Source organism: Listeria weihenstephanensis (assembly GCF_003534205.1).
GTDB classification, from domain to species: Bacteria; Bacillota; Bacilli; order Lactobacillales; family Listeriaceae; genus Listeria_A; species Listeria_A weihenstephanensis.
Window position 1 is genome coordinate 290,537 of the sequence record NZ_CP011102.1, and the last position, 24,464, is coordinate 315,000.

Sequence of the window (24,464 nt, forward strand, 5' to 3'; positions counted from 1 at the left end):
ACAAAATGGAAATGTCTGCCGAATTATTGATGAAAGTTTACGATCAAATGAGCGATGCTATCTTTTTGCTACGGAATAAAAGTGAGATCATCGCATCCAACCCAGCTGCTAAACAATTGTTGGGCGAATATAACGTGAATCTCGATGATTTTTGCACGTACTGCAATGGCTATACATCTATTTTCGAAGAGCAGACATGTCTCGGATGTTCTTTGCGTAAACGGATCGATAACTCCGCGTTCCAAATTTTTCTGAACTTGAATAGCGGTGTGAATATCCCATTCAGCGCTAGTTATACGCTCATTGACGAAGACGCCGATATCAGTTTATTACTTTTAAGAAATCTAACCCAACAGCAACATACGGAGCAAATTTTAAAGCAAAAAACGATGACGGAATATGTAATCAATGCACAAGAAAGTGAACGTAAACGCCTGTCCCGCGAGCTTCACGATGGCTTGGCGCAAGGCTTATACAGCACATTAATCGAACTTCGCAAAATCAAATACATGACAAAAAAAGAAGACTACGAAACGAGCATTTTGGAAATGGACTCGATGCTCTCGACGACGCTCGAAGATATTCGAAACATGGCGGTAGAATTACGTCCATCTTCTTTGGATGACCTCGGCATTTTTGCAGCCTTAAAAGCTTATTTTAAACGCTACGAGCAATTATTTGGCGTCCATGTTGTCTTCGTCTCCGAACTTTACGGAACCCGTTTTCCAGCAAGCGTTGAAACAATGCTATATCGCGTAACCCAAGAAGCCTTAACGAACGCCGCTAAATATGCTGACGTGGATGAAATAGAAGTTTACCTTTTCAAGACAAAACAGACGATCGTACTAGAAATCAACGACCAAGGCATCGGCTTTTCACCAGATCATTTTACAGCACAAGGAAGCGGCTTGGGATTGCTAAACATGAAGGAACGTGTAGACTTATTGCACGGCGAATTCGAATTACGTTCAGAACCCGACCAAGGCACAAAAATACTAGTCAGAATACCATTGGAGGCGAGTCAACATGATTAGAGTACTTGTTGTAGATGATCACGCAGTTGTTCGGAGCGGGCTGGCGTTCGTTATTAATTCCCAAGAAGACATGACGGTGGTCGGCGATGCTGCAGACGGTTTAGAGGCATACCTTGAAACCGAGCGCCACACGCCAGACGTGGTATTAATGGACCTAAGTATGCCACCTGGTGAGAACGGCCTAGTCACGACAAAGCGAATCAAAGATAACTTCCCAGACACAAAAGTTCTAATCTTAACCATGCATGACGATGAAGAATATTTATTCCGAGCATTAAAATTAGGCGCATCTGGCTACATCTTAAAAAATGCCAAAGACGACGAACTACTAGAAGCCATCCGCACCCTGCAAGAAGGCGAAATGTACATCTATCCAAAAGTCACAACAGCACTCGTTCGGCAATTTTTACAACAAAATAACGGTGAAAAAATAAATACCTCTTACGTCCAACTTTCCAATCGCGAACAAGAAGTACTTCCATTGATCGCGCTGGGGTATGGCAACAAAGAAATTGCAAACAAGCTTTGCATCTCCGTAAAAACCGTGGAAACCCATAAATCAAACATCATGAACAAACTGGATCTAAGCACCCGCGCCGAGATCGTCAAGTACGCCATCAAAAAGAACCTAATTGATTTATAAATAGTGACGGTTAAAACTTCCTTTTTCAGTGAAAAGTAACTATAATGGGTAAATGAACGTAAAAAGGGAGTGTAATGCTTATGAAGAAAACGAAAAAGTGGAAGTGGACCGAGATTATCGCCATTTTTATATTTGCCTCACTATTAATATCATTAGTCTTTTCCATCTATAATTTATTTACAACACCATCAACCGGTGTACCAGAAGGCGATCCAACCCGCAGTGACTATGCGCTAATGGTCAGTCAGTGTGTTCTTGGGCTAGTCGCTATGTTCTTGCCTGCGATCGTTGGTAGAAGATTCAAGTTTGAGATCCCAGGAAATATGTATTTGATTTTTATCATATTCCTATATTGTGCGATCTATTTGGGAGAAGTTCGCAGTTTTTACTATCTCATTCCGAATTGGGATACGATTTTGCACACATTTAGTGGTGCAATGCTCGGAGCCCTCGGTTTCTCGATCGTGTCGTTCTTAAACGAAGACGAGCGCGTAACAATGAATTTAAGTCCCGCTTTTGTGGCGCTTTTTGCCTTATGTTTCGCTGTAACCCTTGGCGTTGTGTGGGAATTTTATGAGTTCACCGCGGACAACTTATTTGGTATGAACATGCAGAAAACAATGCTTGAAGACGGTACGAAACTAGCCGGAACAGCAGCAGTATCCGACACGATGGAAGATCTATTCGTCGATTTCCTCGGAGCGCTAACATTTGCTGTCATCGGTTACCTCAACCTGAAACGTAAAAAAGGTTGGATGGAGAAATTCGAATTCAAAAAGACTGTCCACAAAACCGTGAAAAAATAATAACAAAGGCTCGTAGTGATATGTAGATGTATCATTGCGAGCTTTTTTTGAGGGGAATTCACAAGCCATATTCGCTATTTTAGTAGTCATGATTGCTGGTACGACAATGCTAATAACACAAATTGCCAAGGCACAAAAAAACAAATAAATCATAAAAAAATCAAACACGCAACTATATAGAACAGAAAAGCGTAAAAAAGATCGTCAAAATAACGGATACCAATGGACAAAAGCCTGAAATATTGTTATCATTTTAAACAAGAACCAATTTTTTTCAAGAAGCATCACAAAGGCATTCTAAAATAAGTGTGGTGGCTAATTAATAATGAAGAAATAGGGGGGATGATGTGTGAGAAAAGACCAACGTAATGTTACAAGGATGAATAATCGCTATGTACAAGACGAAACCATCATGAAAAAACAACGATCACGCAGAAGAGTCGCGCTATTTCGGAGGTTATTAATGCTCGCTGCAGTTATCGTCGTTATCAGTGGTGGACTAGTATATGCTTACTCGCAACAAGTGAGCTTACTACATGCGAAAGAAAAAGAAAAGGTAGAATTGAACAAGAAATCACTCGCAGTAGCGCAAGATCAGAAAGAACTAAAGAGCACGATTAACAAATTACATGATGATGACTACATCGCAAAGCTGGCTAGGAGTGAGTATTTCCTTTCTGAAAAGGGGGAAATAATCTTCAATATTCCTGACGAAAACGATAAGAAGAAAGAGTCGTCCAATTAATTTGCGAAAAAAGTTTCGTGTAATTGACACTCTTTTTATATTAGCTATAATTAAAGGTAGAGTGAAAATCTAAGGAGGAAGCATTTTTTTATGTCGATTGAAGTAGGCAACAAGTTACAAGGGAAGATTACTGGGATTACTAATTTTGGGGCGTTTGTTGAATTAGAAGGTGGCAAGACAGGTCTTGTTCACATTAGTGAGGTTGCAGATAACTATGTGAAGGATATTAATGATATTTTGACAGTAGGCGATGAGATTACTGTTAAGGTCATGAATGTCGGCGATGACGGCAAAATTGGTCTATCTATTCGTAAAGCAGTAGATCAACCGGAACGTCCAGAAAGACCAGAGAGAAGCTATAGCAGCGGACCTCGCAAACCGAAATATAACAAAAAAGCTGCAGAACCTGTACGTCCAGAGAATTTTGAAGATAAAATGTCTAAATTCTTAAAAGATAGCGAAGACCGCTTAACGACATTAAAACGTCAAACGGAATCCAAACGTGGCGGCCGTGGCGCGAAACGTAGCTAACATTAAATAATAATCTATAGGGAGCTGTTCAAAGTCAACTAAAGTCTGTTTTACTTGGCTTAGGTACAACTCCTTTTTTTGCCTGATTTTTATGCGGGAAAGAGGTTAAGAAACGAATGAACACTCGCGAAAAAGTAATGACATTTATAAATAAGCATCAATTGATAGCGCCAAATGATCATGTTCTTATTGCAGTTTCTGGTGGTGCTGACTCGATGGCACTGCTTCATTTCCTAATCCAAACAGCCATTATTCCAAAAGAACAGATCGTTGTTGCGCATGTGAATCACGGTTTACGCAAAGAATCGGTGGATGAGGAACAGCTAGTTGCAGACGTGTGCCAAACGTATGGCATTCGTTTTGAGACGACGCAGTTTGATATCAGGAAATTAGCCGAGCAAGAAAAAGCGGGCATTGAAGAAACGGCGCGCAAATATCGCTATACTTTCTTTCGCGGCTTAATGCGCAAACATCACTGCCGAAAATTGGTGCTCGCGCATCACGCGGATGATCAGATGGAAACCATTTTGATGCGTCTCGTTCGCGGGAGTTCAGACCTAGGTTGGCTTGGCATGCAGCCGAAGCGTGATTTTGCAAGCGGAGTACTGGTTCGTCCATTTCTGCCGTTGACCAAAAGTGAAATCGTGACGCTATGCGAGGAGCAGGAAGTTCCTTACCTTGAGGACGCAACCAATCAGGAAGATACCTACACACGAAATCGCTACCGCAAAGCGCTTTTGCCGTTTTTGAAGCAAGAAAACCCACATGTCGATGAGCAGTTTAGGCGCTTTTCAGAAGAAACGTCAGAGGATTTTATGTATTTGAATGAGCTGGCAGAAGAGGCATTACCGACAATGACGCAATATAGCGAAACAGACGTAAAACTTTCATTGATAGAGTGGAAGTTATTGCCCCAACCTTTACAACGCCGCACAATTCATTTACTATTAAAATATCTGTACAAAAACAATATGTCCTTGATTTCAGCCGGGCACGTCGATCAAATTTTACATCTAAATCGTGAGTCAAATCCGTCGGGTATGATTCACTTGCCAAACAACTTGATCGTACGGCGCTCCTATGAGCAGTTGGAGTTTTTCTATGAGGAAGTTAGCAAGAAGGTCCAGGATTTTTATCATCAGTTGTACGATGGGGATCGTGTGACGCTGAGCGATGGTGCCCAGATTCGTATTAAGACGAAAAGTTCCGTTGTTCAAACAGCAGGGCTTGACGGAATTATTGTGAATCAGGAAAATATCGAGCTGCCTCTCATCATTAGGGGTCGAATGAACGGCGACAGAATGAAGACAACTGGCGGGACGCGCAAGCTTAAATCCATTTTTATCGATGCCAAAATTCCAAAACATAAACGAGATACATGGCCGATAGTCACAGATTATTCAGGTGAAATTTTATGGATACCAGGCGTTCAGGCGTCTGTACATCAAACAAAGCCTAGCCGTGAAACAAAACAATATATAATAAGATATCATCGTAATATAGGAGGAAACAAAAGTATGCATAACGATATTCAGAAAGTGTTGATTAGTGAAGAGGAAATCCAAGAGAAAATTGCTGAACTAGGCAAGGAGTTAACGGTAGAATACGACGGCCGTTTCCCACTAGTCATCGGTGTTCTAAAAGGTGCCACGCCTTTCATGACCGACTTACTAAAACGAGTAGATACATATCTAGAAATGGATTTCATGGATGTATCGAGTTACGGAAACGGCATGGTTTCGACGGGTGAAGTAAAAATCATCAAGGATCTGAACACTTCCGTTGAAGGTCGCGACGTTATTATTTTAGAAGATATTATCGATAGCGGGCGCACACTTAGCTATTTAGTAGATCTACTAAAATACCGTAAAGCAAAATCGGTAAAACTAGTAACCTTGCTTGATAAACCAGAAGGCCGCAACGTAAATATTGATGCGGATTATGTCGGTTTTGTCGTGCCAAATGAGTTCGTTGTTGGCTATGGCCTTGACTTCGCAGAAAAATATCGCAACCTTCCATACATCGGTGTTCTAAAACCAGAAATATATGCAGACTAAGTTAGTTCACAAAATGAATTAAATTTGTTAACATATAGAATACAAGGCACGATGGTAACTTATCTTTGCTAAAATTCCCCTACAAATAAAAAACCAATCAAACACCATGCAAATCATTGGGAAATTGCAGATCGGTATGCTATCATTAGTCTTAGTTTTTAGCTCAATATGCCTATTTGAGAATTAATAATAACAATGCTTTTCAATAGAAAGTCTTCGTAGGAGAAACATAAGCCGGATCTGCTTTTACAGCGAAAAAAGGGAGAGCAACATCAACCTGATTTATAGCAACTGTAAAACTTAATCCATGCTCTTACGTGGGAGGAGGTAAGGAATGAATCGCTTTTTTAGAAACGCCATATTTTACGTTATCATTTTCCTTGTCATCATAGGAATCGTAGCCACGTTTAACAATAACGGTGAAACTGCGAAAGAAATCAGCTATGATGAGTTCATCACGAAAATGGGTGACGGTGATATCAAATCATACTCTGTTCAGCCAGATCGTAGCGTCTATGTGATCGATGGAGAACTCAAGAAAGCTGTCAAAACAGATAGCAAAGTTGGGAAAGATCAATCAACAACGAAATTCACGACGTATGCGATTGCCAATGATGAATTAATGTCACAATTGAATACGTTAGCTAATGAGAATGATGTGAAAACAACTGTCGTCCCAGCCAAGCAAAATAGTGGCTGGATTACATTCTTCACTTCTATCATTCCTTTCGTTATTATCTTTATCCTGTTCTTCTTCCTAATGAGTCAAGCTCAAGGTGGCGGCGGTGGCGGTCGAGTTATGAACTTTGGTAAAAGTAAAGCTAAACTTTATAATGACGACAAGAATAAAGTTCGTTTCACTGACGTAGCTGGCGCAGATGAAGAGAAACAAGAATTAGTGGAAGTTGTAGATTTCCTGAAAGATCCACGCAAATTTGCCGAACTTGGCGCACGTATTCCTAAAGGAGTCCTGCTTGTAGGTCCTCCAGGTACAGGTAAAACATTACTTGCCCGTGCAGTAGCCGGTGAAGCAGGCGTACCGTTCTTCTCAATCAGTGGTTCGGACTTCGTGGAGATGTTCGTTGGTGTCGGTGCAAGCCGTGTCCGCGATCTTTTCGAAAATGCGAAGAAAAATGCTCCATGTATTATCTTTATCGATGAAATTGATGCAGTAGGTCGTCAACGTGGCGCAGGAATGGGCGGCGGACATGACGAACGCGAGCAAACATTGAACCAATTACTTGTAGAAATGGATGGTTTCGGCGGTAACGAAGGAATCATTATCATCGCTGCAACTAACCGTGCCGACGTACTTGACCCAGCGTTACTACGTCCAGGTCGTTTTGACCGTCAAATCATGGTTGATCGTCCTGATGTTAAAGGCCGTGAAGCAGTATTACAAGTCCACGCTCGTAACAAACCACTTGCGAAGAGTGTTGATTTAAAAGCAATTGCCCAACGTACGCCAGGATTCTCTGGTGCCGATTTAGAAAACTTACTGAACGAAGCAGCACTTGTTGCCGCGCGTTCCGATAAAAAACAAATTGACATGAAAGATTTGGACGAAGCAAGCGATCGCGTTATCGCAGGCCCAGCCAAGAAAAACCGTGTTATTTCTGTAAAAGAACGCCGTACCGTTGCGTATCATGAAAGTGGTCACGTAATCGTCGGAATGGTACTTGATGAAGCCGAAGTAGTCCACAAAGTAACGATTGTTCCACGTGGACAAGCAGGCGGTTATGCCGTTATGCTACCAAAAGAAGATCGCTTCCTAATGACGAAAGCCGAGTTAATGGACCGTATCACAGGTCTACTAGGTGGACGTGTAGCCGAAGAAATCGAATTTGGAGAAGTAACAACAGGCGCAAGTAATGACTTCGAACGTGCGACACAAATCGCGCGCCGTATGGTAACAGAATGGGGTATGAGCGACAAGATCGGTCCACTTCAATTCTCATCAGGCGGAGGAGATCAAGTATTCATGGGTCGCGATTTCGGAAATAGCAAAAACTATTCCGATAAGATTGCCTACGAAATTGATACCGAAGTTCAAAGCTTAATCCGTTTCTGTTATGATCGTGCGAAAACAATTATTGAAGAACACAGAGAGCAACATAAGCTTATCGCTGAAACGTTGCTTGAGATAGAAACGTTAGATGCACGCCAAATCCGTTCACTATATGACGATGGTGTTTTACCATCCGAAATGGACGCTGACGAACAAATGTCAGAGTACCCTTCAGAAAAAGAGGAAATTAAACCAAAATCTTTTGAAGAAGAGAAACGCGAACTTGCTGAAGAAGCGGAAGAACGCAAAGAAGACAAGATTTGGGATTACGCAGATAAAGACGAAAAAGCAGAAAAAGCAGAGAAAGAAGTGAAATCAGAAGAACCAAAAGAGGTTGTGACTGAAGAAGCTCCTGACGCTGAGAAGACACCTAACGATGATAAAAAAGGTGAATAAGTAAGAGACTGGACCAGTACATGTGAGTTGTGTGCTGGTTTGTTGTTGTTGTGGCTCTTACGAAGCGTCGTGTGCTGAGTTAGAGCCTCAATATGCATGTGAACGCAGTGAACAGGTAATCCATCAGTGGCTCTTTGACACCGAGCGCTGAAAAACTGTTAGCACAAACAAAGTAGCGCAATTCCAAGGAGAGCCTCAATATGCATGTGAACGCAGTGAACAGGTAATCCATCAGTGGCTCTTTGACACCGAGCGCTGAAAAACTGTTAGCACAAATAAAGTAGCGCAATTCCAAGAAGAGCCTCAATATGCATGAGAGTAAAGCGAGCATGTAAACCGCCAGTGGGTCTTATGAACGCCAAATATGGAAGCCCTAAAGAATTAGTATTGGAACTCCCAGGTTTTTGATGCTGGGAATTCTAAATGGTGATATCGATATAGTCCGTTAGAGAAAGTACACTATTCTTCTCAATATATTTATGACGAATCATAAATAGTGCGTGTGGAGACTCTGTTCGTTGTCGGCGGTTCGTTCATGTTTTTTGTCATATTTGCGGGAACGCTTTGTTTATTACTTGTTATCACGTTTCCAGATCCAGCTTCAGAAGCCAGACCCTCGAAATTTTCGTGCCCTCCGCAAAAACCAAGAGCGGGTTTTCACTGCGGCCCCTAACAAATTTTTTCGGGTCTAACGGGCTTCTTCAGCTTTTCGTCCTATTGGTCAAAATAAGACAAATTACTCGGCTTTTCCTTGAATCCGTGTTATGATACTCTAGAAAATTCACAAAAAAAGGATGGTGACGGGTATGATTTTGGTTATCGATGTTGGGAATACGAACATCACAATTGGTGTCTATGAAGGTAAGGAACTGCGGAAGCATTGGCGGATGACTACGGATCGTCACCGGACATCTGATGAACTAGGTATGATGGTTCTAGACTTTTTTCAATATGGTGGTATTTCTGTGAAGGCGATCGATGGTATAATTATTTCTTCTGTCGTACCGCCGATTATGCATTCTCTTGAAGCGATGTGCTTTAAATATTTTGAAATTACGCCTCTCGTAGTTGGGCCTGGCATTAAAACTGGGTTGAATCTGCAAGTGGATAACCCGCGCGAAGTCGGTGCGGATCGGATTGTTAACGCTGTGGCTGTTATTGAAGAATACGGCGTGCCTGCGATTATCGTGGATTTTGGAACGGCGACTACGTTTTGCTATATCGATGAGAAATCAAGCTATCACGGTGGCGCAATTGCACCTGGGATCATGATTTCAACCGAAGCCCTCTACAATCGCGCTGCTAAATTACCGCGTGTTGACATCACAGAGGCCCCTAAAGTCATTGGCAAAAGTACCGTCGCATCAATGCAAGCAGGTATTTATTACGGCTTTATCGGCCAATTTGAAGGTATTGTCAAAGCGATGAAGGAACAGACGGATAATGAGCCGATGATCGTAACAACAGGCGGTCTCGCAAGGCTCATCAGCGGTAAATCAGAAATAACGGATATCGTAGATCCATTTTTAACGTTAAAAGGGTTGCGAATCTTATATGAACGAAATCAATAAACAACAAAGGAGTTAATTTTAATGAGCGATTATTTAGTAAAAGCATTAGCGTACGGCGGGAATGTCCGTGCATACGCTGCGATAACAACAGAAGCAATTGGTGAAGCACAACGTAGACACGATACATGGTCCATCTCGTCCGCCGCGCTTGGCAGATCTATGACAGCGACACTTTTCTTAGGTGCGATGCAAAAAGAAGATCAAAAAGTGACGGTCAAAATTGAAGGAAACGGTCCAATCGGCCCAATTATCACGGATAGCAATACGCAAGGGCAAATTCGCGGTTATGTTACCAATCCTCACGTGCATTTTAGTGAGTTGAACGAATTTGGCAAACTCGATGTTCGTCGTGGTGTCGGAACGGAAGGCTCGCTTGCAGTAGTGAAAGATATCGGCATGCGTACCAATTTCACAGGACAAGTTCCGATTGTTTCAGGCGAAGTTGGCGAGGATTACACATACTACTTGGCTAAATCCGAACAAATCAATTCATCTCTAGGCGTAGGTGTACTTGTCAATCCAGATGACACAATCGCAGCAGCAGGTGGCTTCATGTTGCAATTACTACCAGGGGCAGACGACGCGATCATTGATGAAATTGAAAAAAACTTAAAAGAATGCCCAACAATTTCGCGCTTGATCGAAGCTGGTGAAACTCCAGAACAAATTTTAGCGAGATTAGCAGGCGGGGAAGATAAACTCCAAATTCTTGAAAAAATGCCAGTAACGTTCGAATGTAACTGTTCAAAAGAACGCTTCGGCTCAGCAATTGTATCTCTTGGAAAATCAGAAATTCGCCAAATGATTGAAGAAGATCATGGCGCAGAGGCAGAATGTCATTTTTGCCGAAATAAATATCACTTCGACGAATCTGAATTAGAAGTATTCTACGAAGAAGCAAAATAAGCATGTAGAAGGTATCCTGAACTATGGGGTACCTTTTAAATTTGACAAAAGTGGTCGGGATTGATTACAGTAGAAGAAAGAACTATGAAGGAGTGTTGAGAAAATGAAAATTGCAAACTCAATTACAGACTTAATCGGAAATACACCAATCGTGAAATTAAACAGATTACCAGAGGCTGGCAGTGCTGACGTATATGTGAAGTTAGAATTCCAAAATCCAGGTGGTAGTGTCAAAGATCGTATTGCCAATGCGATGATCGAAGACGCGGAACAATCCGGTGCGCTGAAACAAGGCGATACAATCATTGAACCTACGAGTGGAAATACGGGTATCGGCCTTGCGATGGTAGCGGCAGCTAAAGGATACCGCGCTATTTTCGTAATGCCAGAAACGATGAGCTTGGAACGTCGCAAACTTTTACAAGCATACGGCGCAGAATTAGTGTTGACGCCAGGTCCAGATGGTATGAAAGGCGCGATTGCTAAAGCGGACGAACTTGCGAAAGAACATGGCTATTTCGTTCCCCAACAATTCCACAACCCCGCTAATCCAGCGATTCACGAACGCACAACAGGACCTGAAATTGTCGAAGCGTTCGGTAAAGATGGCCTAGACGCATTTGTCGCAGGCGTTGGGACTGGCGGAACTGTAACAGGAGCTGGACATGTCCTTAAGAAAAATTATCCAGACATCAAAATTTACGCGTTAGAACCTGAGGAATCAGCGGTATTATCAGGAGACACACCATCCCCACATAAAATCCAAGGAATCGGCGCAGGCTTTATTCCAGATACACTAGATACAAAAGTATATGACGGAATCCTCAAAGTTTCGAGTGAAGATGCATTAGAAACAGCACGTGAAGTTGCTAAAAAAGAAGGAATACTAGTGGGTATTTCCTCAGGAGCAACGATATTTGCAGCGCTTAACTTAGCTAAAGAACTAGGCACAGGCAAAAAAGTCTTGGCAATTGTGGCGAGTAATGGAGAACGTTACCTGAGCACAGCACTTTACAATTTCGAATAATCTCATTGACTTCTAACAAAAAACACATCTGATTTTCGCGGATGGCCTGTATTATATATCTTGTAAGACCACAACAAATAAGTCGATTTCCGTTACTTCCTCGTGATGGAAAGAAGGAACCAACGTGCCACCAACGCGTTGGTTTTTTGTTGTGGCTCTTATGAAGCGTACTATGCTGAATTAGAGCCACAATATGCATGAGAGCAAAGCGAGCATGTAATCCATCAGAGGGTCTTAGACGCCGAGTCTCGAAAAACTGCTAGAACAAATAAAGCACCGCACCGCAAAGAAGAGCCACAATATGCATGAGAGCAAAGCGAGCATGTAATCCGTCAAAGGGTCTTGGACGCCGAGTCCCGAAAAACTGCTAGAACAAATAAAGCACCGCACCGCAAAGAAGAGCCACAATATGCATGAGAGCAAAGCGAGCATGTAATCCATCAAAGGGTCTTGGACAGTGAATCATAATTAGCCAAACAAAAAAGACGCCGCAGCGTCTTTTTATCTAACTATAAACTCGTACTCAAAATAATTGGTCCTTTCGGAGTTTTGCTATCATTATCAGGTTCAATCGTGATCGCCACCGTATCAAACTTCGCGTCCGCGGGAATGGAATGAATCACACCACCATGGCCGTCATCATTTGCTATAAAAGTACCAGCTCGCGTCGGCTTCCCATCAAGTAACAACCAAACTTGATAACATTCGGCTCCGCTCAAGCGACTTAAATCCTGAGCCTGTATTACCAACGTATTCTGCGATCCCTTTTGAATCAATGAAGCCGTCGCGCTGGCCGTCACATTGTCCGAAGCTTGCAGTGGTTTCGAAGTTTTCGTAATATCCGTGTCCTCCGTCGCCTGTTTCGTATCCTGATCACGCGTCGCAATAACGTAGAAATTCCCCGCGAGCGAAATAATCAGAGCCGCAACCAAACTCGGAATCACCCAGCGCCGTCTCCGCTTAGGCACCACATTCGCAATTTCCACAACGTCCGGCGTTTCGTCTGCCACTGTCTCCCGCTCCTGCGCAAAAACATTCCCTAAAACCCGATCCTTCATGCCCTCAGGAGGAGTGACGGATTCAGACAAGTAAGGCAAGTCACCCATCAAAGCTTCAAGCTCCTGAACTTCCGCCTTAAGCTCTGGCAATCGCTCCATCGCCACCTCAAAAGCCGCTCGTTCAGCCGCGCTCAAATCTCCATTAATATAATCCAAAACCTGCGCACTATAATCACGCTCGCTCATCCAAATCCCTCCTCTCTCCATTAGCATCCAGCGCACTCCGCAAATGCTGTAGCGCTAGCCTCAGCCTTCCCTTCACAGTCCCGAGCGGTATCCCAAAATGGTCCGCAATTTTCTGCTGCGAATAGCCGTTAAAATAAAACAAGTGAATCATTTCCTGCTGATTTTCCTTCAAGTGTCCGATAGCTTGCTTCAAAATCTCTTTTTTCTCCTTCCATTCCAATATTTCATCTGGAGTCGGCTCATCATCCGCTAATTTTTCCCGCTCCTCCTGCAGTTCATAAGGCACTTCTTTCTGTTTACGCATGAGGTCGATGCTAAGATTTCGCGTCACCGTCAACAACCACGATGCGAATTTCCCCTTCGAAGGATCATACAAACCTGGCTTCACCCAAATTTTCATGAAAACCTCCTGCACGACTTCCTCCGCCAACTCTTTATTCCCCGTCATTCGGTACGCAAAAGAAAACACTAATTTGTGATACTGATCATAGAGTCCTTCCAGCGCCGCTTTATCGCCTTGCCCAATACGTTCATAAAGGGCAGCATCATTTTCAGGCATATTCATCCCCCTTTTCTCCAAGGTAATACTAGAATAGCACATTCATTGGAAAAAAGTCCTTCTATAGAAACTAACGAACGAAAAACCGCTTTGGATCAGAAAATAAAATAATTTTAAAAAAAGTGATCCATTTCCAAATCTGATTCGTAAGCTATATGTAAAACAAATCAAAAGGAGTGGGAAAAATGAAAATGAAAAAATGGTTAGCGCCAGTATTAGGTTTGGCATTAATAGTTTCACCAGCAACGGGGGCATATGCGGCAGAAACAGCACCAACAGTCAAAACACCTGCATCTGATTTGAGAGCAACATTCGATTACTTACTATCGGAACACTACGCATTAGCAGTGGACACGATGATTAAAACATACGATGGCAATAAAGCGGCACCAGAAGCGGCCAAAGCATTAGATCAAAACGCAAAAGACATGGAACCAGCCATTGCATCTGTATACGGTGAAGAAGGCGGCAAACAGTTCGAAGCGATTTTCGCACCACATAACGCAGCAACAGACGATTACGCACAAGCAGTAAAAGATGGCGATAAAGCCGCACAAGACGCAGCAACAAAAGAAGTAGATAAATTCGTAAATGATATGGCAGCTTTCCTATCGACAGCAACAGGCGGTAAATTACCAGAAGCAGGCGCCAAACAAGCGCTTGCCGAACATGAGGCAGACGTTCAACAAGTATTCGACCAATACGTCGCAAAAGATTACGAAGGTGCCTATAAAACATATTTAGCGGGCTTTGAACAAATTTTTGGCGCTGGAAAAGCGATTTCAGGAGCAATTGTAGCGCAAAATCCAGATAAATTCGATAACACAAAACCAGATTCAGCCGCAGCAGACCTACGTTCAGCGCTGACGATGCTTGGAAGTGAACATTTCGCGCTAGCAACTTTAAGCATGGAAAAAGGCTATGACGGCGATCCGGACTACGATTACGTAAACTGGGCGCAAGATCAGAACACGGCAGCATTTAAAGGCGCATTCACATCGATTTACGGCGCAGATGCAGGCAATCAATTTGAAAAGATCTGGACTACAAACCATATCAATGCCCAAGCTGATCTAGCCGCAGCAACCGCAGCAAAAAATACAGATAACGAGCAAAAAGATAAAACAAGACTCACCAACACATTTGCCAATGATTTCGGTAATTTCCTTGCAACAGCAACGGATGGTAACCTTCCAGCCAAAGATGCCATCGCAGCAGTAACCCAACACGAAACAACCGTAACAGACACATTTGATAAATACGTTTCTGGTGATTACGCTGGTTCATATGCATCTTATCGTGAAGGTTATAAATTGATGTCAGGCATTGGTGAAAATCTTGGTGGCGCAATCGTTACCCAATTTCCAGACAAATTCAGCGACACAATGCCAACAAGCATGCCTAATACAGGAATGGGCGGTGGCGAACAAACTAATAATAACCTCGCTATTTGGATCAGTCTCAGCGCTATTATTCTTGCCGGAGCAGGATTCATCATTTTTCGTCAACAAAAGAAACAACACCGCCAATAAAATGAGGTGAAACCAATGAAAATTTTTCTAACGAGTATCACTGCGATTGTAGCGATTATAATTTTGGCATTCGCGCTACACCCATTTGCAATGGAAGAAGAGCCTACGATCCAAGTAAAACACGACGAACAACCCGCGAAAGGGAAAATTACAAGTCGAATCGCCGAGTTTCCAATCTATGCAAAACAACAACGGGAAATTGATGAGATCCGAACCGCGAAACAGAAAAAACAAACAGGCATCATTCCACTGCGGCTCGAAATACCAGCGATTCAAGTAGATACAGCAGTGATACAAGTTGGAAAAACAGCGGATGGCCAGATGGAAGTTCCGGATAATACTGTTCAAACGGGTTGGTATGATCCAGGCTACAAACCAGGCGGTCAAGGAAAAGCGGTCATTGCAGGGCATGTAGATAGCAAGCAAGGACCAGCTGTATTTTTCTATCTGAAAGAACTACAAGCAGGCGATAAAATTTTGCTAACAGATAAAGCAGGCCGAAAATTAACATTTGCCGTTCAAACTAAAAAAAGTTATCTAGCTGAAAAGGCGCCGATTGATCAGATATTTGGTTCATCGACAGACCGGTTGCTGAATCTCATCACATGCACAGGAACATTTGACACCGAACGGCGCACACACATTGATCGGTTAGTGGTGACGGCTAAACTAGTAAACGACAGCGCGATGAAAAAAGAAATACCGAAACCTCCAACGAATGTGAAACGCATAGGTGATACAATTACGTGGCATGCTAATCGAGCGCCGGATGTCATTGGGTATCGAGTTTATCAGGTAGAAGGTAAGAAAAAAGTGAAGATAGCAAGTGTAGCGACAACAGAGCGGAAGAGTGTTGTGGCTAAAGCAGGAGATGGGAAGAAGTTTGTTGTGGTTTCGGTGAATAGTGATGGTGTGGCGTCGAGTGATTCGGAGATTGTGGAGTGAATGGTGGTAATTGTATCCGCTGTGTTTGGAAATGAGGCTTAGTTTTTCATTGAAGTTGTGGCGTTTAGAGGAGTAGTGGTCGCGATGGCGAGTGGCAGTTGATGATCAGCGCCTTCGCCTTCGTGGCTAGCTTCAACGGCCAACTCCTCGAAAAATTCACGCCCTCCATAAAAAGCAAGAGCGGCTTTTTACTACGGCCGCTCCAGTTTTTTTCGGAGCTAACGGGCTGTTTCCGCTTTTCGTGTGATCTAGCTTCGGAAGCCAGCCCCTCGAAATTTTCGGTGCCTCCGAAAAATCCAAAAGAGGGATTTATCTGCGCCCCCTAACAAATTTTTTCGGGTCTAAACGGGCTTCCTCCGCTTTTCGTCATTTCTCATCAATTTCTAACCTACCCCTCACTAAAATTTTGCTTTTGTCGGGTATTATATGTTTATAAGCTAACAACAAGCAAAACTAAGTTTCATTTTTTCCCTTTTTAAAATGAAAACTTAACACTCCCTTTTTGACCAGCGCGGTTACTCCCTTTTCCGCGCTGGTTTTTTGTTGCGCTCTAAAGGCAATCTGAACCTCGGAATGTGTGAATCCGTGCTATACTATTATAAAAAAGGGGTGATTTTATTGAGCAAATTATGGCAGACTTCCCATCCTACAATGGTTATGGGGATATTAAATGTTACGCCAGATTCGTTTTCAGATGGTGGTAAATACATAACGGAGCAAGAAATAAAGGATCAAGCCATTCGAATGGTCGAGGATGGCGCTGCAATTATTGATATTGGGGGCGAATCGACAAGGCCTGGTTATCGTGAAATACCTGCGGATGAAGAAATTGCGCGTGTTGTTCCTGCGATCCAAGCTGTTCGAGAGGTCCTGCCTGATGTATGGATTTCAATCGATACTTGGAAATCAGAGGTGGCTCTTGCTGCAATTGAAGCGGGCGCTGATATGATTAACGATCAATGGGGCGCGAAAAGAGATCCAGAGATTGCTAAGATAGCAGCAGCATTCACGACGCCGATTGTTTTGATGCATAACAGGACTGATCGTAAATATGACGACTTTTTCGAAAATGTAAAACAAGATCTACAAGAAAGTATTGAGATTGCCAAACAAGCAGGTGTTCCTGATCACCATATTCTTATTGATCCTGGTTTTGGTTTTGTTAAAACACCAGCGCAGAATCTTGAAGTTTTACGTCGTATTGATGAATTAGTAGCCTTTGGTCACGAAGTTCTTTTGGGGACAAGCCGGAAATCAACAATAGGCTTAGTGCTAGATTTACCAGTAGAAGAACGCGTGGAAGGAACAGGCGCGACAGTAGTTTATGGACAAGTGAAAGGCTGTACGATTTTCCGAGTACATGATGTGAAGTCGATCGCTCGCATGATTACGATGACAGACGCGATTCTTGGTAATATCTCAGCACCGCAAAATTAAGGGGGAATTTTTAAAGTGGATAAAATTTATTTAAACGAATTAGCTTTCTATGGTTATCATGGCGTGATGCCTGAAGAAAATACACTTGGTCAAACCTTCATCATCTCACTGACGCTAGGTTTATCAACAGAAAAAGCGGGAAAGAGTGATGAGGTAGACGATACAGTAAGTTATGCAGACGTCTACGAAACAGTAAAAGAGATTGCGGAAAATAAGCGATTTAAACTTATCGAGGCACTCGCAGAAACAATCGCGACAACAATTTTAGCCGAGTATCCTCTATTAAACGAAACAACAGTAAAAGTCATTAAGCCAAATCCGCCAATCCCAGGCCATTATCACTCGGTGGCAGTAGAAATCACACGCGCAAGGAGTGTCAAAGGTGCATAACGCATATTTATCAATAGGAACTAATATTGGAAATCGCCAAGAAAATCTAGAAAACGCACTGAAAGCACTAAACGCGAAGTCAACCATAACTATCGATAAAGTGTCGAGTGTATATGAAACCGATCCGGTAGGCTTCGAAGATCAAGAAGCGTTTCTAAATATTGCGGTAGCTATTCAAACGACATTAGACCAAGAAACACTACTGCAAAAAGGCTTAGCGATAGAATCCGAATTGGGACGAGTACGGCTTATTCGCTGGGGACCACGCCTGATCGATATCGACTTACTTCTATATGATGATATTATTCAACAAACCGAAACATTGGAACTGCCACATCCGCGAATGACTGAGCGAGCATTTGTAATGATTCCGCTTCAAGAAATCGCGTCAACCATCGCAGAACCACTTTTGCGAGAAGATGTTTTAGCGGATCAAGGAATTAACAAGACAGACATCGAATTAATCTGGTAAAATCGGCACTTGTACTTTTGAGTAGATATGTTACCATGAAAATATTGTTTTAAAAGGAGAAATCAAACCGCTGACACCATGGATCGCGTATCCCAGCGGTTATTCTATTTCAAGAAAGAAGGAACATTATATGTGGAAAATTGGCGATGTCCCCATTAAAAATAGAGTCGTCGTTGCACCGATGGCGGGAATCTCGAATTCCGCGTTCCGACTAACGGTCAAAGAATTCGGCGCAGGACTTGTATGTTGCGAGATGATAAGCGATAAAGGGATCGCTCAACGTAACGCTAAAACACTCGACATGCTCTACATCGATGAAAAAGAAAAACCGCTAAGCTTGCAAATTTTTGGCGGGGAAAAAGACATATTGGTCGAAGCTGCGAAATTCGTTTCAGAAAACACGACCGCTGACATCATCGACATCAACATGGGCTGCCCTGTAAACAAAATTATAAAATGTGAAGCAGGGGCCAAATGGCTTCTAAATCCCGATAAAGTATACGACATGGTTGCGGCGGTGGTTGATGCTGTTGATAAGCCGGTAACCGTAAAAATGCGCATCGGTTGGGATGATGAGCACGTATTCGCCGTTGAAAATGCCCAGGCAGCCGAACGCGCAGGAGCAAGCGCCATCGCAATGCACGGTCGTACCCGCCAGCAAATGTACGAAGGGGAAGCAGATTGGAACGTCCTAGCCGAAGTCAAAAAGAACATTTCAATCCCATTCATGGCAAATGGCGACGTTCAAACACCCGAAGATGCCAAAGCAATCCTTGAACAAACTGGAGCAGACGGCGTTATGATTGGCCGCGCAGCATTAGGTAACCCCTGGATGATCTACAGAACAGTTCACTACCTAGAGACAGGCGAATTACTCCCAGAACCAGAGCCACGCGCAAAAATCGAAACCGCCTTACTTCACTTACGCCGTCTCATCGCAATAAAAGGTGAAAAAATTGCCGTCCGTGAATTCCGACAGCATGCAGCCTACTATCTAAAAGGCGCACGTGGAAGCACCCGAGCAAAAGTTGCTGCTAACCAAGCAACAGAATATACCGAAATGGAAGCAATTCTAAGAGGCTTTGTCGATCAATACGAAGAAAAGGCATTAACTAAACAATAAAGTCCATATATAGTAGGAGTAATTCTAACTGAAAATCGTTTTATGCTATCATTCGGAGTTGTCTCATTGCATTTTGAGACAACTTTTTTAAATAAAACTAGAAAAACCAACCCAATTGAGCGTATAATGAAACTATCTGTATAACTTGAAAAAGAATAGGAGTGTCAAATATGTCCAATGAGAACCATGAAGAATTAAACGACCAGTTAATCGTGCGTCGTGAAAAATTAGATACACTACGAGCGGCAGGAGTAGATCCGTTTGGTGCCAAGTTCGTCCGTACAATCAGTCCAGAAGAAATTGTAACCCAATATGAAGGCAAAACAAAAGAAGAACTAGAAGAGGACGCGATAGAAGTATCTGTTGCAGGGCGTATTATGACGAAGCGTGTAAAAGGAAAAGTTGGTTTTACACATATTCAAGATCGTTTCCACCAAGTTCAAATTTATATTCGTAAAGATGGAGTTGGGGAAGAAGCCTACGATATATTCAAATTAGCAGATTTAGGCGATATCGTCGGCGTTAAAGGAACGATTTTCCTAACTAATACTGGCGAATTATCTGTTAAAGCAACAGAATTCACAATGCTAAGCAAATCTTTGCGCCCGCTACCTGATAAATTTCACGGCTTAAAAGATGTAGAACAACGATACCGTCAACGTTACCTGGATCTAATCACAAACAATGAAAGCCAACAACGCTTCGTGATGCGCAGTAAAATCATGAAATATACGCGTAACTATTTAGATAATATTGGATACCTAGAAGTAGAAACTCCAGTCCTACACACTATTGCGGGAGGCGCGGCGGCTAAACCTTTCATAACGCATCATAATGCATTAGACATGCAATTATACCTTCGTATAGCGCTAGAACTACACCTGAAACGCCTAATTGTAGGTGGAATGGATAAAGTGTATGAAATTGGCCGAGTATTCCGTAACGAAGGAGTATCCACACGCCATAACCCAGAATTCACAATGCTAGAAACATATGCATCCTTTGAGAATTTTGAAGATATCATGGACTTAGTAGAAGGTTTGATTTCAACAGTGTGCCAACAATTACATGGTACAACCGTTATCACATATGGTGAAGAACAAATAGATCTAACACCTAATTGGACCCGTCTACATATGGTAGATGCCGTAAAACAATATACAGGAGTTGACTTCTGGAACGTCGAAACAACAGAAGACGCGCGTATTTTAGCAAAAGAACACAATGTTCCAATAACAGAGCATATGACATATGGTCACATTCTTAATGAATTTTTCGAAGTATTCGTTGAAGAAAAGCTTATTCAGCCTACCTTCATATACGGTCACCCGATAGAAATATCACCGTTAGCTAAAACAAATAAAGAAGACTCTCGTTTCACAGACCGCTTTGAAGTATTTATAGTAGGTCGCGAGCACGGCAATGCCTTCTCGGAATTAAATGACCCAATCGATCAACGTCAACGCTTCGAGGCACAAGTCTCAGAACGCGAACACGGTAACGATGAGGCTCATAGCATGGACGAAGAGTTCCTAGAAGCGTTAGAATATGGATTGCCACCAACAGGAGGACTAGGTATAGGAATGGATAGATTGGTAATGCTTCTAACCAACGCACCATCGATTAGAGATGTCCTACTGTTCCCGACAATGAAACCGAGAGATTAATCGTTGAAATCGTGTTTTTGGAAGCATTCAAAAACACGATTTTTACCTATAAAAACCTAATTTGAAAAACTTTTTTTAAAATGTGAACTTTTTTTGACAAATATACTTGCCAAGGTCTCGAAAACGTGATATATTAGTAATCGTTCCAGCAAACAGATAAACGCAACTGAGAGTCAAAAATATTTTTTTGAAAAAAGTTCTTGACAAACTCCGCTAGGAAGTGTAAGATATAAGAGTTGCTGCTAAATGAGTTTAGCGCTTCGGTATGACCTTTGAAAACTGAACAGAAACAAAGATAAAACCAATAGAGACAGCAATGTTTCTAGGTAAGAATCGCAGGGCGGAAATAGAAAGCTATTTCCAAAAGTAATACTAGTAAAGTAATTTGCTAGCGAAGTCAATTTGACGCAAGGATCTTATTCACGGTGTTGAATAAGTATTCAGATTCATCTTTAATTTTAAAGAGAGTTTGATCCTGGCTCAGGACGAACGCTGGCGGCGTGCCTAATACATGCAAGTCGAACGAACCGAAGAAAGAGCTTGCTCTTTCCGACGTTAGTGGCGGACGGGTGAGTAACACGTGGGCAACCTGCCTGTAAGTTGGGGATAACTCCGGGAAACCGGGGCTAATACCGAATGATAACAAGCGTCGCATGACGCCTGTTTGAAAGATGGTTTCGGCTATCGCTTACAGATGGGCCCGCGGTGCATTAGCTAGTTGGTAGGGTAATGGCCTACCAAGGCAACGATGCATAGCCGACCTGAGAGGGTGATCGGCCACACTGGGACTGAGACACGGCCCAGACTCCTACGGGAGGCAGCAGTAGGGAATCTTCCGCAATGGACGAAAGTCTGACGGAGCAACGCCGCGTGTGTGAAGAAGGTTTTCGGATCGTAAAGCACTGTTGTTAGAGAAGAACAAGGATAAGAGTAACTGCTTGTCCCTTGACGGTATCTAACCAGAAAGCCACGGCTAACTACGTGCCAGCAGCCGCGGTAATACGTAGGTGGCAAGCGTTGTCCGGATTTATTGGGCGTAAAGCGAGCGCAGGCGGTTTCTTAAGTCTGATGTGAAAGCCCCCGGCTCAACCGGGGAGGGTCATTGGAAACTGAGAGACTTGAATGCAGGAGAGGTAAGTGGAATTCCACGTGTAGCGGTGAAATGCGTAGATATGTGGAGGAACACCAGTGGCGAAGGCGGCTTACTGGCCTGTAATTGACGCTGAGGCTCGAAAGCGTGGGGAGCAAACAGGATTAGATACCCTGGTAGTCCACGCCGTAAACGATGAGTGCTAAGTGTTAGGGGGTTTCCGCCCCTTAGTGCTGCAGCTAACGCATTAAGCACTCCGCCTGGGGAGTACGACCGCAAGGTTGAAACTCAAAGGAATTGACGGGGGCCCGCACAAGTGGTGGAGCATGTGGTTTAATTCGAAGCAACGCGAAGAACCTTACCAGGTCTTGACATCCTTTGACCATTCTGGAGACAGAACTTTCCCTTCGGGGACAAAGTGACAGGTGGTGCATGGTTGTCGTCAGCTCGTGTCGTGAGATGTTGGGTTAAGTCCCGCAACGAGCGCAACCCTTAATTTTAGTTGCCAGCATTTAGTTGGGCACTCTAAAGTGACTGCCGGTGCAAGCCGGAGGAAGGTGGGGATGACGTCAAATCATCATGCCCCTTATGACCTGGGCTACACACGTGCTACAATGGATAATACAAAGGGTTGCCAAACCGCGAGGTCGAGCTAATCCCATAAAATTATTCTCAGTTCGGATTGTAGGCTGCAACTCGCCTACATGAAGCCGGAATCACTAGTAATCGTGGATCAGCATGCCACGGTGAATACGTTCCCGGGCCTTGTACACACCGCCCGTCACACCACGAGAGTTTGTAACACCCGAAGTCGGTAGGGTAACCTTTATGGAGCCAGCCGCCGAAGGTGGGACAGATAATTGGGGTGAAGTCGTAACAAGGTAGCCGTATCGGAAGGTGCGGCTGGATCACCTCCTTTCTAAGGAAAAGGAAACCTGCTTTTGTTTTATCTTCTGTTTTGTTCAGTTTTGAGAGGTCAATTCTCTCTAAAGAAGAAAGTTGTTCTTTGAAAACTAGATAAGAAAGTTAGTAAAGTGCGGTATAAGTCTTTGACTTGTACCAACCAAGTAAGAACCGAGAATCAACTGAAAGTAACCTTTCAACTAACCGATACGGCCATCGCTGGCTCGTAGACGTTAGGAACATACCCGTGGCGAGTTCGAAAGAACAACGACCCACATGGTTAAGTTAGAAAGGGCGCACGGTGGATGCCTTGGCACTAGGAGCCGAAGAAGGACGGGACTAACACCGATATGCTTTGGGGAGCTGTACGTAAGCGTTGATCCAGAGATTTCCGAATGGGGGAACCCACTATCTTTAGTCGGATAGTATCCTTACGTGAATACATAGCGTAAGGAAGGCAGACCCAGGGAACTGAAACATCTAAGTACCTGGAGGAAGAGAAAGAAAAATCGATTTCCTGAGTAGCGGCGAGCGAAACGGAAAGAGCCCAAACCAAGAAGCTTGCTTCTTGGGGTTGTAGGACACTCTATACGGAGTTACAAAAGAAAGTGGTAAACGAAGTGGTCTGGAAAGGCCCGCCAAAGAAGGTAACAGCCCTGTAATTGAAATCATTTTCCCTCCAGAGTGGATCCTGAGTACGGCGGAACACGTGAAATTCCGTCGGAATCCGGGAGGACCATCTCCCAAGGCTAAATACTCCCTAGTGACCGATAGTGAACCAGTACCGTGAGGGAAAGGTGAAAAGCACCCCGGAAGGGGAGTGAAACAGTTCCTGAAACCGTGTGCCTACAAGTAGTTAGAGCCCGTTAATGGGTGATAGCGTGCCTTTTGTAGAATGAACCGGCGAGTTACGATTTGTTGCAAGGTTAAGCGGAAAAAGCGGAGCCGTAGCGAAAGCGAGTCTGAATAGGGCGCATGAGTAACAGGTCGTAGACCCGAAACCAGGTGATCTACCCATGTCCAGGATGAAGGTGAGGTAATACTCACTGGAGGTCCGAACCCACGCACGTTGAAAAGTGCGGGGATGAGGTGTGGGTAGCGGAGAAATTCCAATCGAACCTGGAGATAGCTGGTTCTCTCCGAAATAGCTTTAGGGCTAGCCTCGAGGTAAAGAGTCGTGGAGGTAGAGCACTGTTTGGACTAGGGGCCCTTCTCGGGTTACCGAATTCAGATAAACTCCGAATGCCATGTACTTATACTCGGGAGTCAGACTGCGAGTGATAAGATCCGTAGTCGAAAGGGAAACAGCCCAGACCAC

General features: G+C 43.4%; 19 protein-coding genes and 2 rRNA genes (1 of these 21 cut by a window edge). 19 read left to right on the forward strand and 2 right to left on the reverse strand.

Going from position 1 to position 24,464, the window contains the following annotated elements:
- Positions 1-5 precede the first annotated feature (5 nt).
- The 10 genes from UE46_RS01325 to cysK all read left to right on the forward strand — a co-directional run bounded on the left by UE46_RS01325 (position 6) and on the right by cysK (position 11,784).
- Positions 6-1,034 (forward strand): sensor histidine kinase, encoded by a 1,029-nt coding sequence (locus UE46_RS01325; protein WP_051492841.1) that lies wholly within the window; start codon positions 6-8, stop codon positions 1,032-1,034.
- Positions 1,027-1,677: a response regulator gene (locus UE46_RS01330; RefSeq protein ID WP_036059835.1), complete on the forward strand. Its 651-nt coding sequence runs from the start codon at positions 1,027-1,029 to the stop codon at positions 1,675-1,677. The genes UE46_RS01325 and UE46_RS01330 overlap by 8 nt, the downstream gene beginning before the upstream one ends.
- Positions 1,678-1,757: 80 nt before the next feature.
- Positions 1,758-2,483 carry a DUF2238 domain-containing protein gene (locus UE46_RS01335; protein ID WP_036059832.1) on the forward strand — a complete coding sequence of 242 codons (726 nt, stop codon included), beginning with the start codon at positions 1,758-1,760 and terminating at the stop codon, positions 2,481-2,483.
- Between the two features lie 349 nt (positions 2,484-2,832).
- On the forward strand, positions 2,833-3,228 hold the full coding sequence (locus tag UE46_RS01340; RefSeq protein ID WP_051492840.1) for an FtsB family cell division protein: 396 nt from the start codon (positions 2,833-2,835) through the stop codon (positions 3,226-3,228).
- 90 nt (positions 3,229-3,318) lie between these two features.
- The gene (locus UE46_RS01345; RefSeq protein ID WP_036059829.1) at positions 3,319-3,759 is read left to right on the forward strand and encodes a S1 domain-containing RNA-binding protein; all 441 of its coding nucleotides are present in this window, start codon (positions 3,319-3,321) and stop codon (positions 3,757-3,759) included.
- Between the two features lie 116 nt (positions 3,760-3,875).
- Positions 3,876-5,816, forward strand: coding sequence for a hypoxanthine phosphoribosyltransferase (gene hpt / locus UE46_RS01350; protein ID WP_036059826.1), 1,941 nt, complete (start codon positions 3,876-3,878; stop codon positions 5,814-5,816).
- Positions 5,817-6,150: 334 nt separating this feature from the next.
- Positions 6,151-8,280 carry an ATP-dependent zinc metalloprotease FtsH gene (gene ftsH, locus UE46_RS01355; protein ID WP_036059823.1) on the forward strand — a complete coding sequence of 710 codons (2,130 nt, stop codon included), beginning with the start codon at positions 6,151-6,153 and terminating at the stop codon, positions 8,278-8,280.
- Positions 8,281-9,086: 806 nt separating this feature from the next.
- The gene (locus UE46_RS01360) at positions 9,087-9,851 is read left to right on the forward strand and encodes a type III pantothenate kinase (RefSeq protein ID WP_036059821.1); all 765 of its coding nucleotides are present in this window, start codon (positions 9,087-9,089) and stop codon (positions 9,849-9,851) included.
- A gap of 21 nt (positions 9,852-9,872) precedes the next feature.
- Complete coding sequence (hslO, locus tag UE46_RS01365; protein WP_036059819.1) at positions 9,873-10,757, forward strand: Hsp33 family molecular chaperone HslO; 885 nt, start codon at positions 9,873-9,875, stop codon at positions 10,755-10,757.
- A gap of 103 nt (positions 10,758-10,860) precedes the next feature.
- The gene (cysK, locus tag UE46_RS01370; RefSeq protein ID WP_036059817.1) at positions 10,861-11,784 is read left to right on the forward strand and encodes a cysteine synthase A; all 924 of its coding nucleotides are present in this window, start codon (positions 10,861-10,863) and stop codon (positions 11,782-11,784) included.
- 509 nt (positions 11,785-12,293) lie between these two features.
- On the opposite strand, the gene UE46_RS01375 is transcribed toward cysK, so the two are convergent.
- Both UE46_RS01375 and UE46_RS01380 read right to left on the reverse strand, forming a co-directional pair.
- Complete coding sequence (locus UE46_RS01375; protein ID WP_036059814.1) at positions 12,294-13,028, reverse strand: anti-sigma factor; 735 nt, start codon at positions 13,026-13,028, stop codon at positions 12,294-12,296.
- On the reverse strand, positions 13,015-13,587 hold the full coding sequence (locus tag UE46_RS01380; RefSeq protein ID WP_036059811.1) for an RNA polymerase sigma factor: 573 nt from the start codon (positions 13,585-13,587) through the stop codon (positions 13,015-13,017). The genes UE46_RS01375 and UE46_RS01380 overlap by 14 nt, the downstream gene beginning before the upstream one ends.
- A 185-nt stretch (positions 13,588-13,772) precedes the next feature.
- Between UE46_RS01380 and UE46_RS01385 the strand changes: the two genes are divergently transcribed.
- The 9 genes from UE46_RS01385 to UE46_RS01425 form a co-directional block, all read left to right on the forward strand.
- A complete protein-coding gene (locus UE46_RS01385) occupies positions 13,773-15,119 on the forward strand; it encodes a hypothetical protein (protein WP_036059809.1) in 1,347 nt (448 codons plus the stop codon).
- A 15-nt stretch (positions 15,120-15,134) separates the two neighbouring features.
- Entirely contained in the window at positions 15,135-16,064 is a 930-nt protein-coding gene (locus UE46_RS01390) for a class F sortase (protein WP_051492839.1), read from the forward strand.
- Positions 16,065-16,721: 657 nt separating this feature from the next.
- A complete protein-coding gene (gene folP / locus UE46_RS01395; protein ID WP_472463136.1) occupies positions 16,722-17,501 on the forward strand; it encodes a dihydropteroate synthase in 780 nt (259 codons plus the stop codon).
- Between the two features lie 15 nt (positions 17,502-17,516).
- Positions 17,517-17,891, forward strand: a complete 375-nt coding sequence (folB, locus tag UE46_RS01400; RefSeq protein ID WP_036059808.1) for a dihydroneopterin aldolase — start codon at positions 17,517-17,519, stop codon at positions 17,889-17,891.
- On the forward strand, positions 17,884-18,363 hold the full coding sequence (gene folK, locus UE46_RS01405) for a 2-amino-4-hydroxy-6-hydroxymethyldihydropteridine diphosphokinase (protein ID WP_036059805.1): 480 nt from the start codon (positions 17,884-17,886) through the stop codon (positions 18,361-18,363). The genes folB and folK overlap by 8 nt, the downstream gene beginning before the upstream one ends.
- 130 nt (positions 18,364-18,493) lie before the next feature.
- A complete protein-coding gene (dusB, locus tag UE46_RS01410) occupies positions 18,494-19,486 on the forward strand; it encodes a tRNA dihydrouridine synthase DusB (protein WP_036059804.1) in 993 nt (330 codons plus the stop codon).
- Between the two features lie 170 nt (positions 19,487-19,656).
- Positions 19,657-21,153, forward strand: coding sequence for a lysine--tRNA ligase (gene lysS / locus UE46_RS01415; protein WP_036059803.1), 1,497 nt, complete (start codon positions 19,657-19,659; stop codon positions 21,151-21,153).
- A 457-nt stretch (positions 21,154-21,610) separates the two neighbouring features.
- Positions 21,611-23,162: ribosomal RNA gene (locus UE46_RS01420) — 16S ribosomal RNA — on the forward strand.
- Between the two features lie 262 nt (positions 23,163-23,424).
- Positions 23,425-24,464 (forward strand): 23S ribosomal RNA (locus UE46_RS01425) (it continues 1,892 nt past the right edge of the window).
- The 16S and 23S rRNA genes sit together here, the layout of an rRNA operon.

What these genes read in the sequence shown, in the direction of transcription:
- UE46_RS01325 (WP_051492841.1), top strand. Translation starts at nt 6, where the DNA reads ATGGAAATGTCTGCCGAATTATTGATGAAAGTTTACGATCAAATGAGC.
- UE46_RS01330 (WP_036059835.1), top strand. Translation starts at nt 1,027, where the DNA reads ATGATTAGAGTACTTGTTGTAGATGATCACGCAGTTGTTCGGAGCGGG.
- UE46_RS01335 (WP_036059832.1), top strand. Translation starts at nt 1,758, where the DNA reads ATGAAGAAAACGAAAAAGTGGAAGTGGACCGAGATTATCGCCATTTTT.
- UE46_RS01345 (WP_036059829.1), top strand. Translation starts at nt 3,319, where the DNA reads ATGTCGATTGAAGTAGGCAACAAGTTACAAGGGAAGATTACTGGGATT.
- hpt (WP_036059826.1), top strand. Translation starts at nt 3,876, where the DNA reads ATGAACACTCGCGAAAAAGTAATGACATTTATAAATAAGCATCAATTG.
- ftsH (WP_036059823.1), top strand. Translation starts at nt 6,151, where the DNA reads ATGAATCGCTTTTTTAGAAACGCCATATTTTACGTTATCATTTTCCTT.
- UE46_RS01360 (WP_036059821.1), top strand. Translation starts at nt 9,087, where the DNA reads ATGATTTTGGTTATCGATGTTGGGAATACGAACATCACAATTGGTGTC.
- hslO (WP_036059819.1), top strand. Translation starts at nt 9,873, where the DNA reads ATGAGCGATTATTTAGTAAAAGCATTAGCGTACGGCGGGAATGTCCGT.
- cysK (WP_036059817.1), top strand. Translation starts at nt 10,861, where the DNA reads ATGAAAATTGCAAACTCAATTACAGACTTAATCGGAAATACACCAATC.
- UE46_RS01375 (WP_036059814.1), bottom strand. Translation starts at nt 13,028, where the DNA reads ATGAGCGAGCGTGATTATAGTGCGCAGGTTTTGGATTATATTAATGGA.
- UE46_RS01380 (WP_036059811.1), bottom strand. Translation starts at nt 13,587, where the DNA reads ATGCCTGAAAATGATGCTGCCCTTTATGAACGTATTGGGCAAGGCGAT.
- UE46_RS01385 (WP_036059809.1), top strand. Translation starts at nt 13,773, where the DNA reads ATGAAAATGAAAAAATGGTTAGCGCCAGTATTAGGTTTGGCATTAATA.
- UE46_RS01390 (WP_051492839.1), top strand. Translation starts at nt 15,135, where the DNA reads ATGAAAATTTTTCTAACGAGTATCACTGCGATTGTAGCGATTATAATT.
- folP (WP_472463136.1), top strand. Translation starts at nt 16,722, where the DNA reads ATGGGGATATTAAATGTTACGCCAGATTCGTTTTCAGATGGTGGTAAA.
- dusB (WP_036059804.1), top strand. Translation starts at nt 18,494, where the DNA reads ATGTGGAAAATTGGCGATGTCCCCATTAAAAATAGAGTCGTCGTTGCA.
- lysS (WP_036059803.1), top strand. Translation starts at nt 19,657, where the DNA reads ATGTCCAATGAGAACCATGAAGAATTAAACGACCAGTTAATCGTGCGT.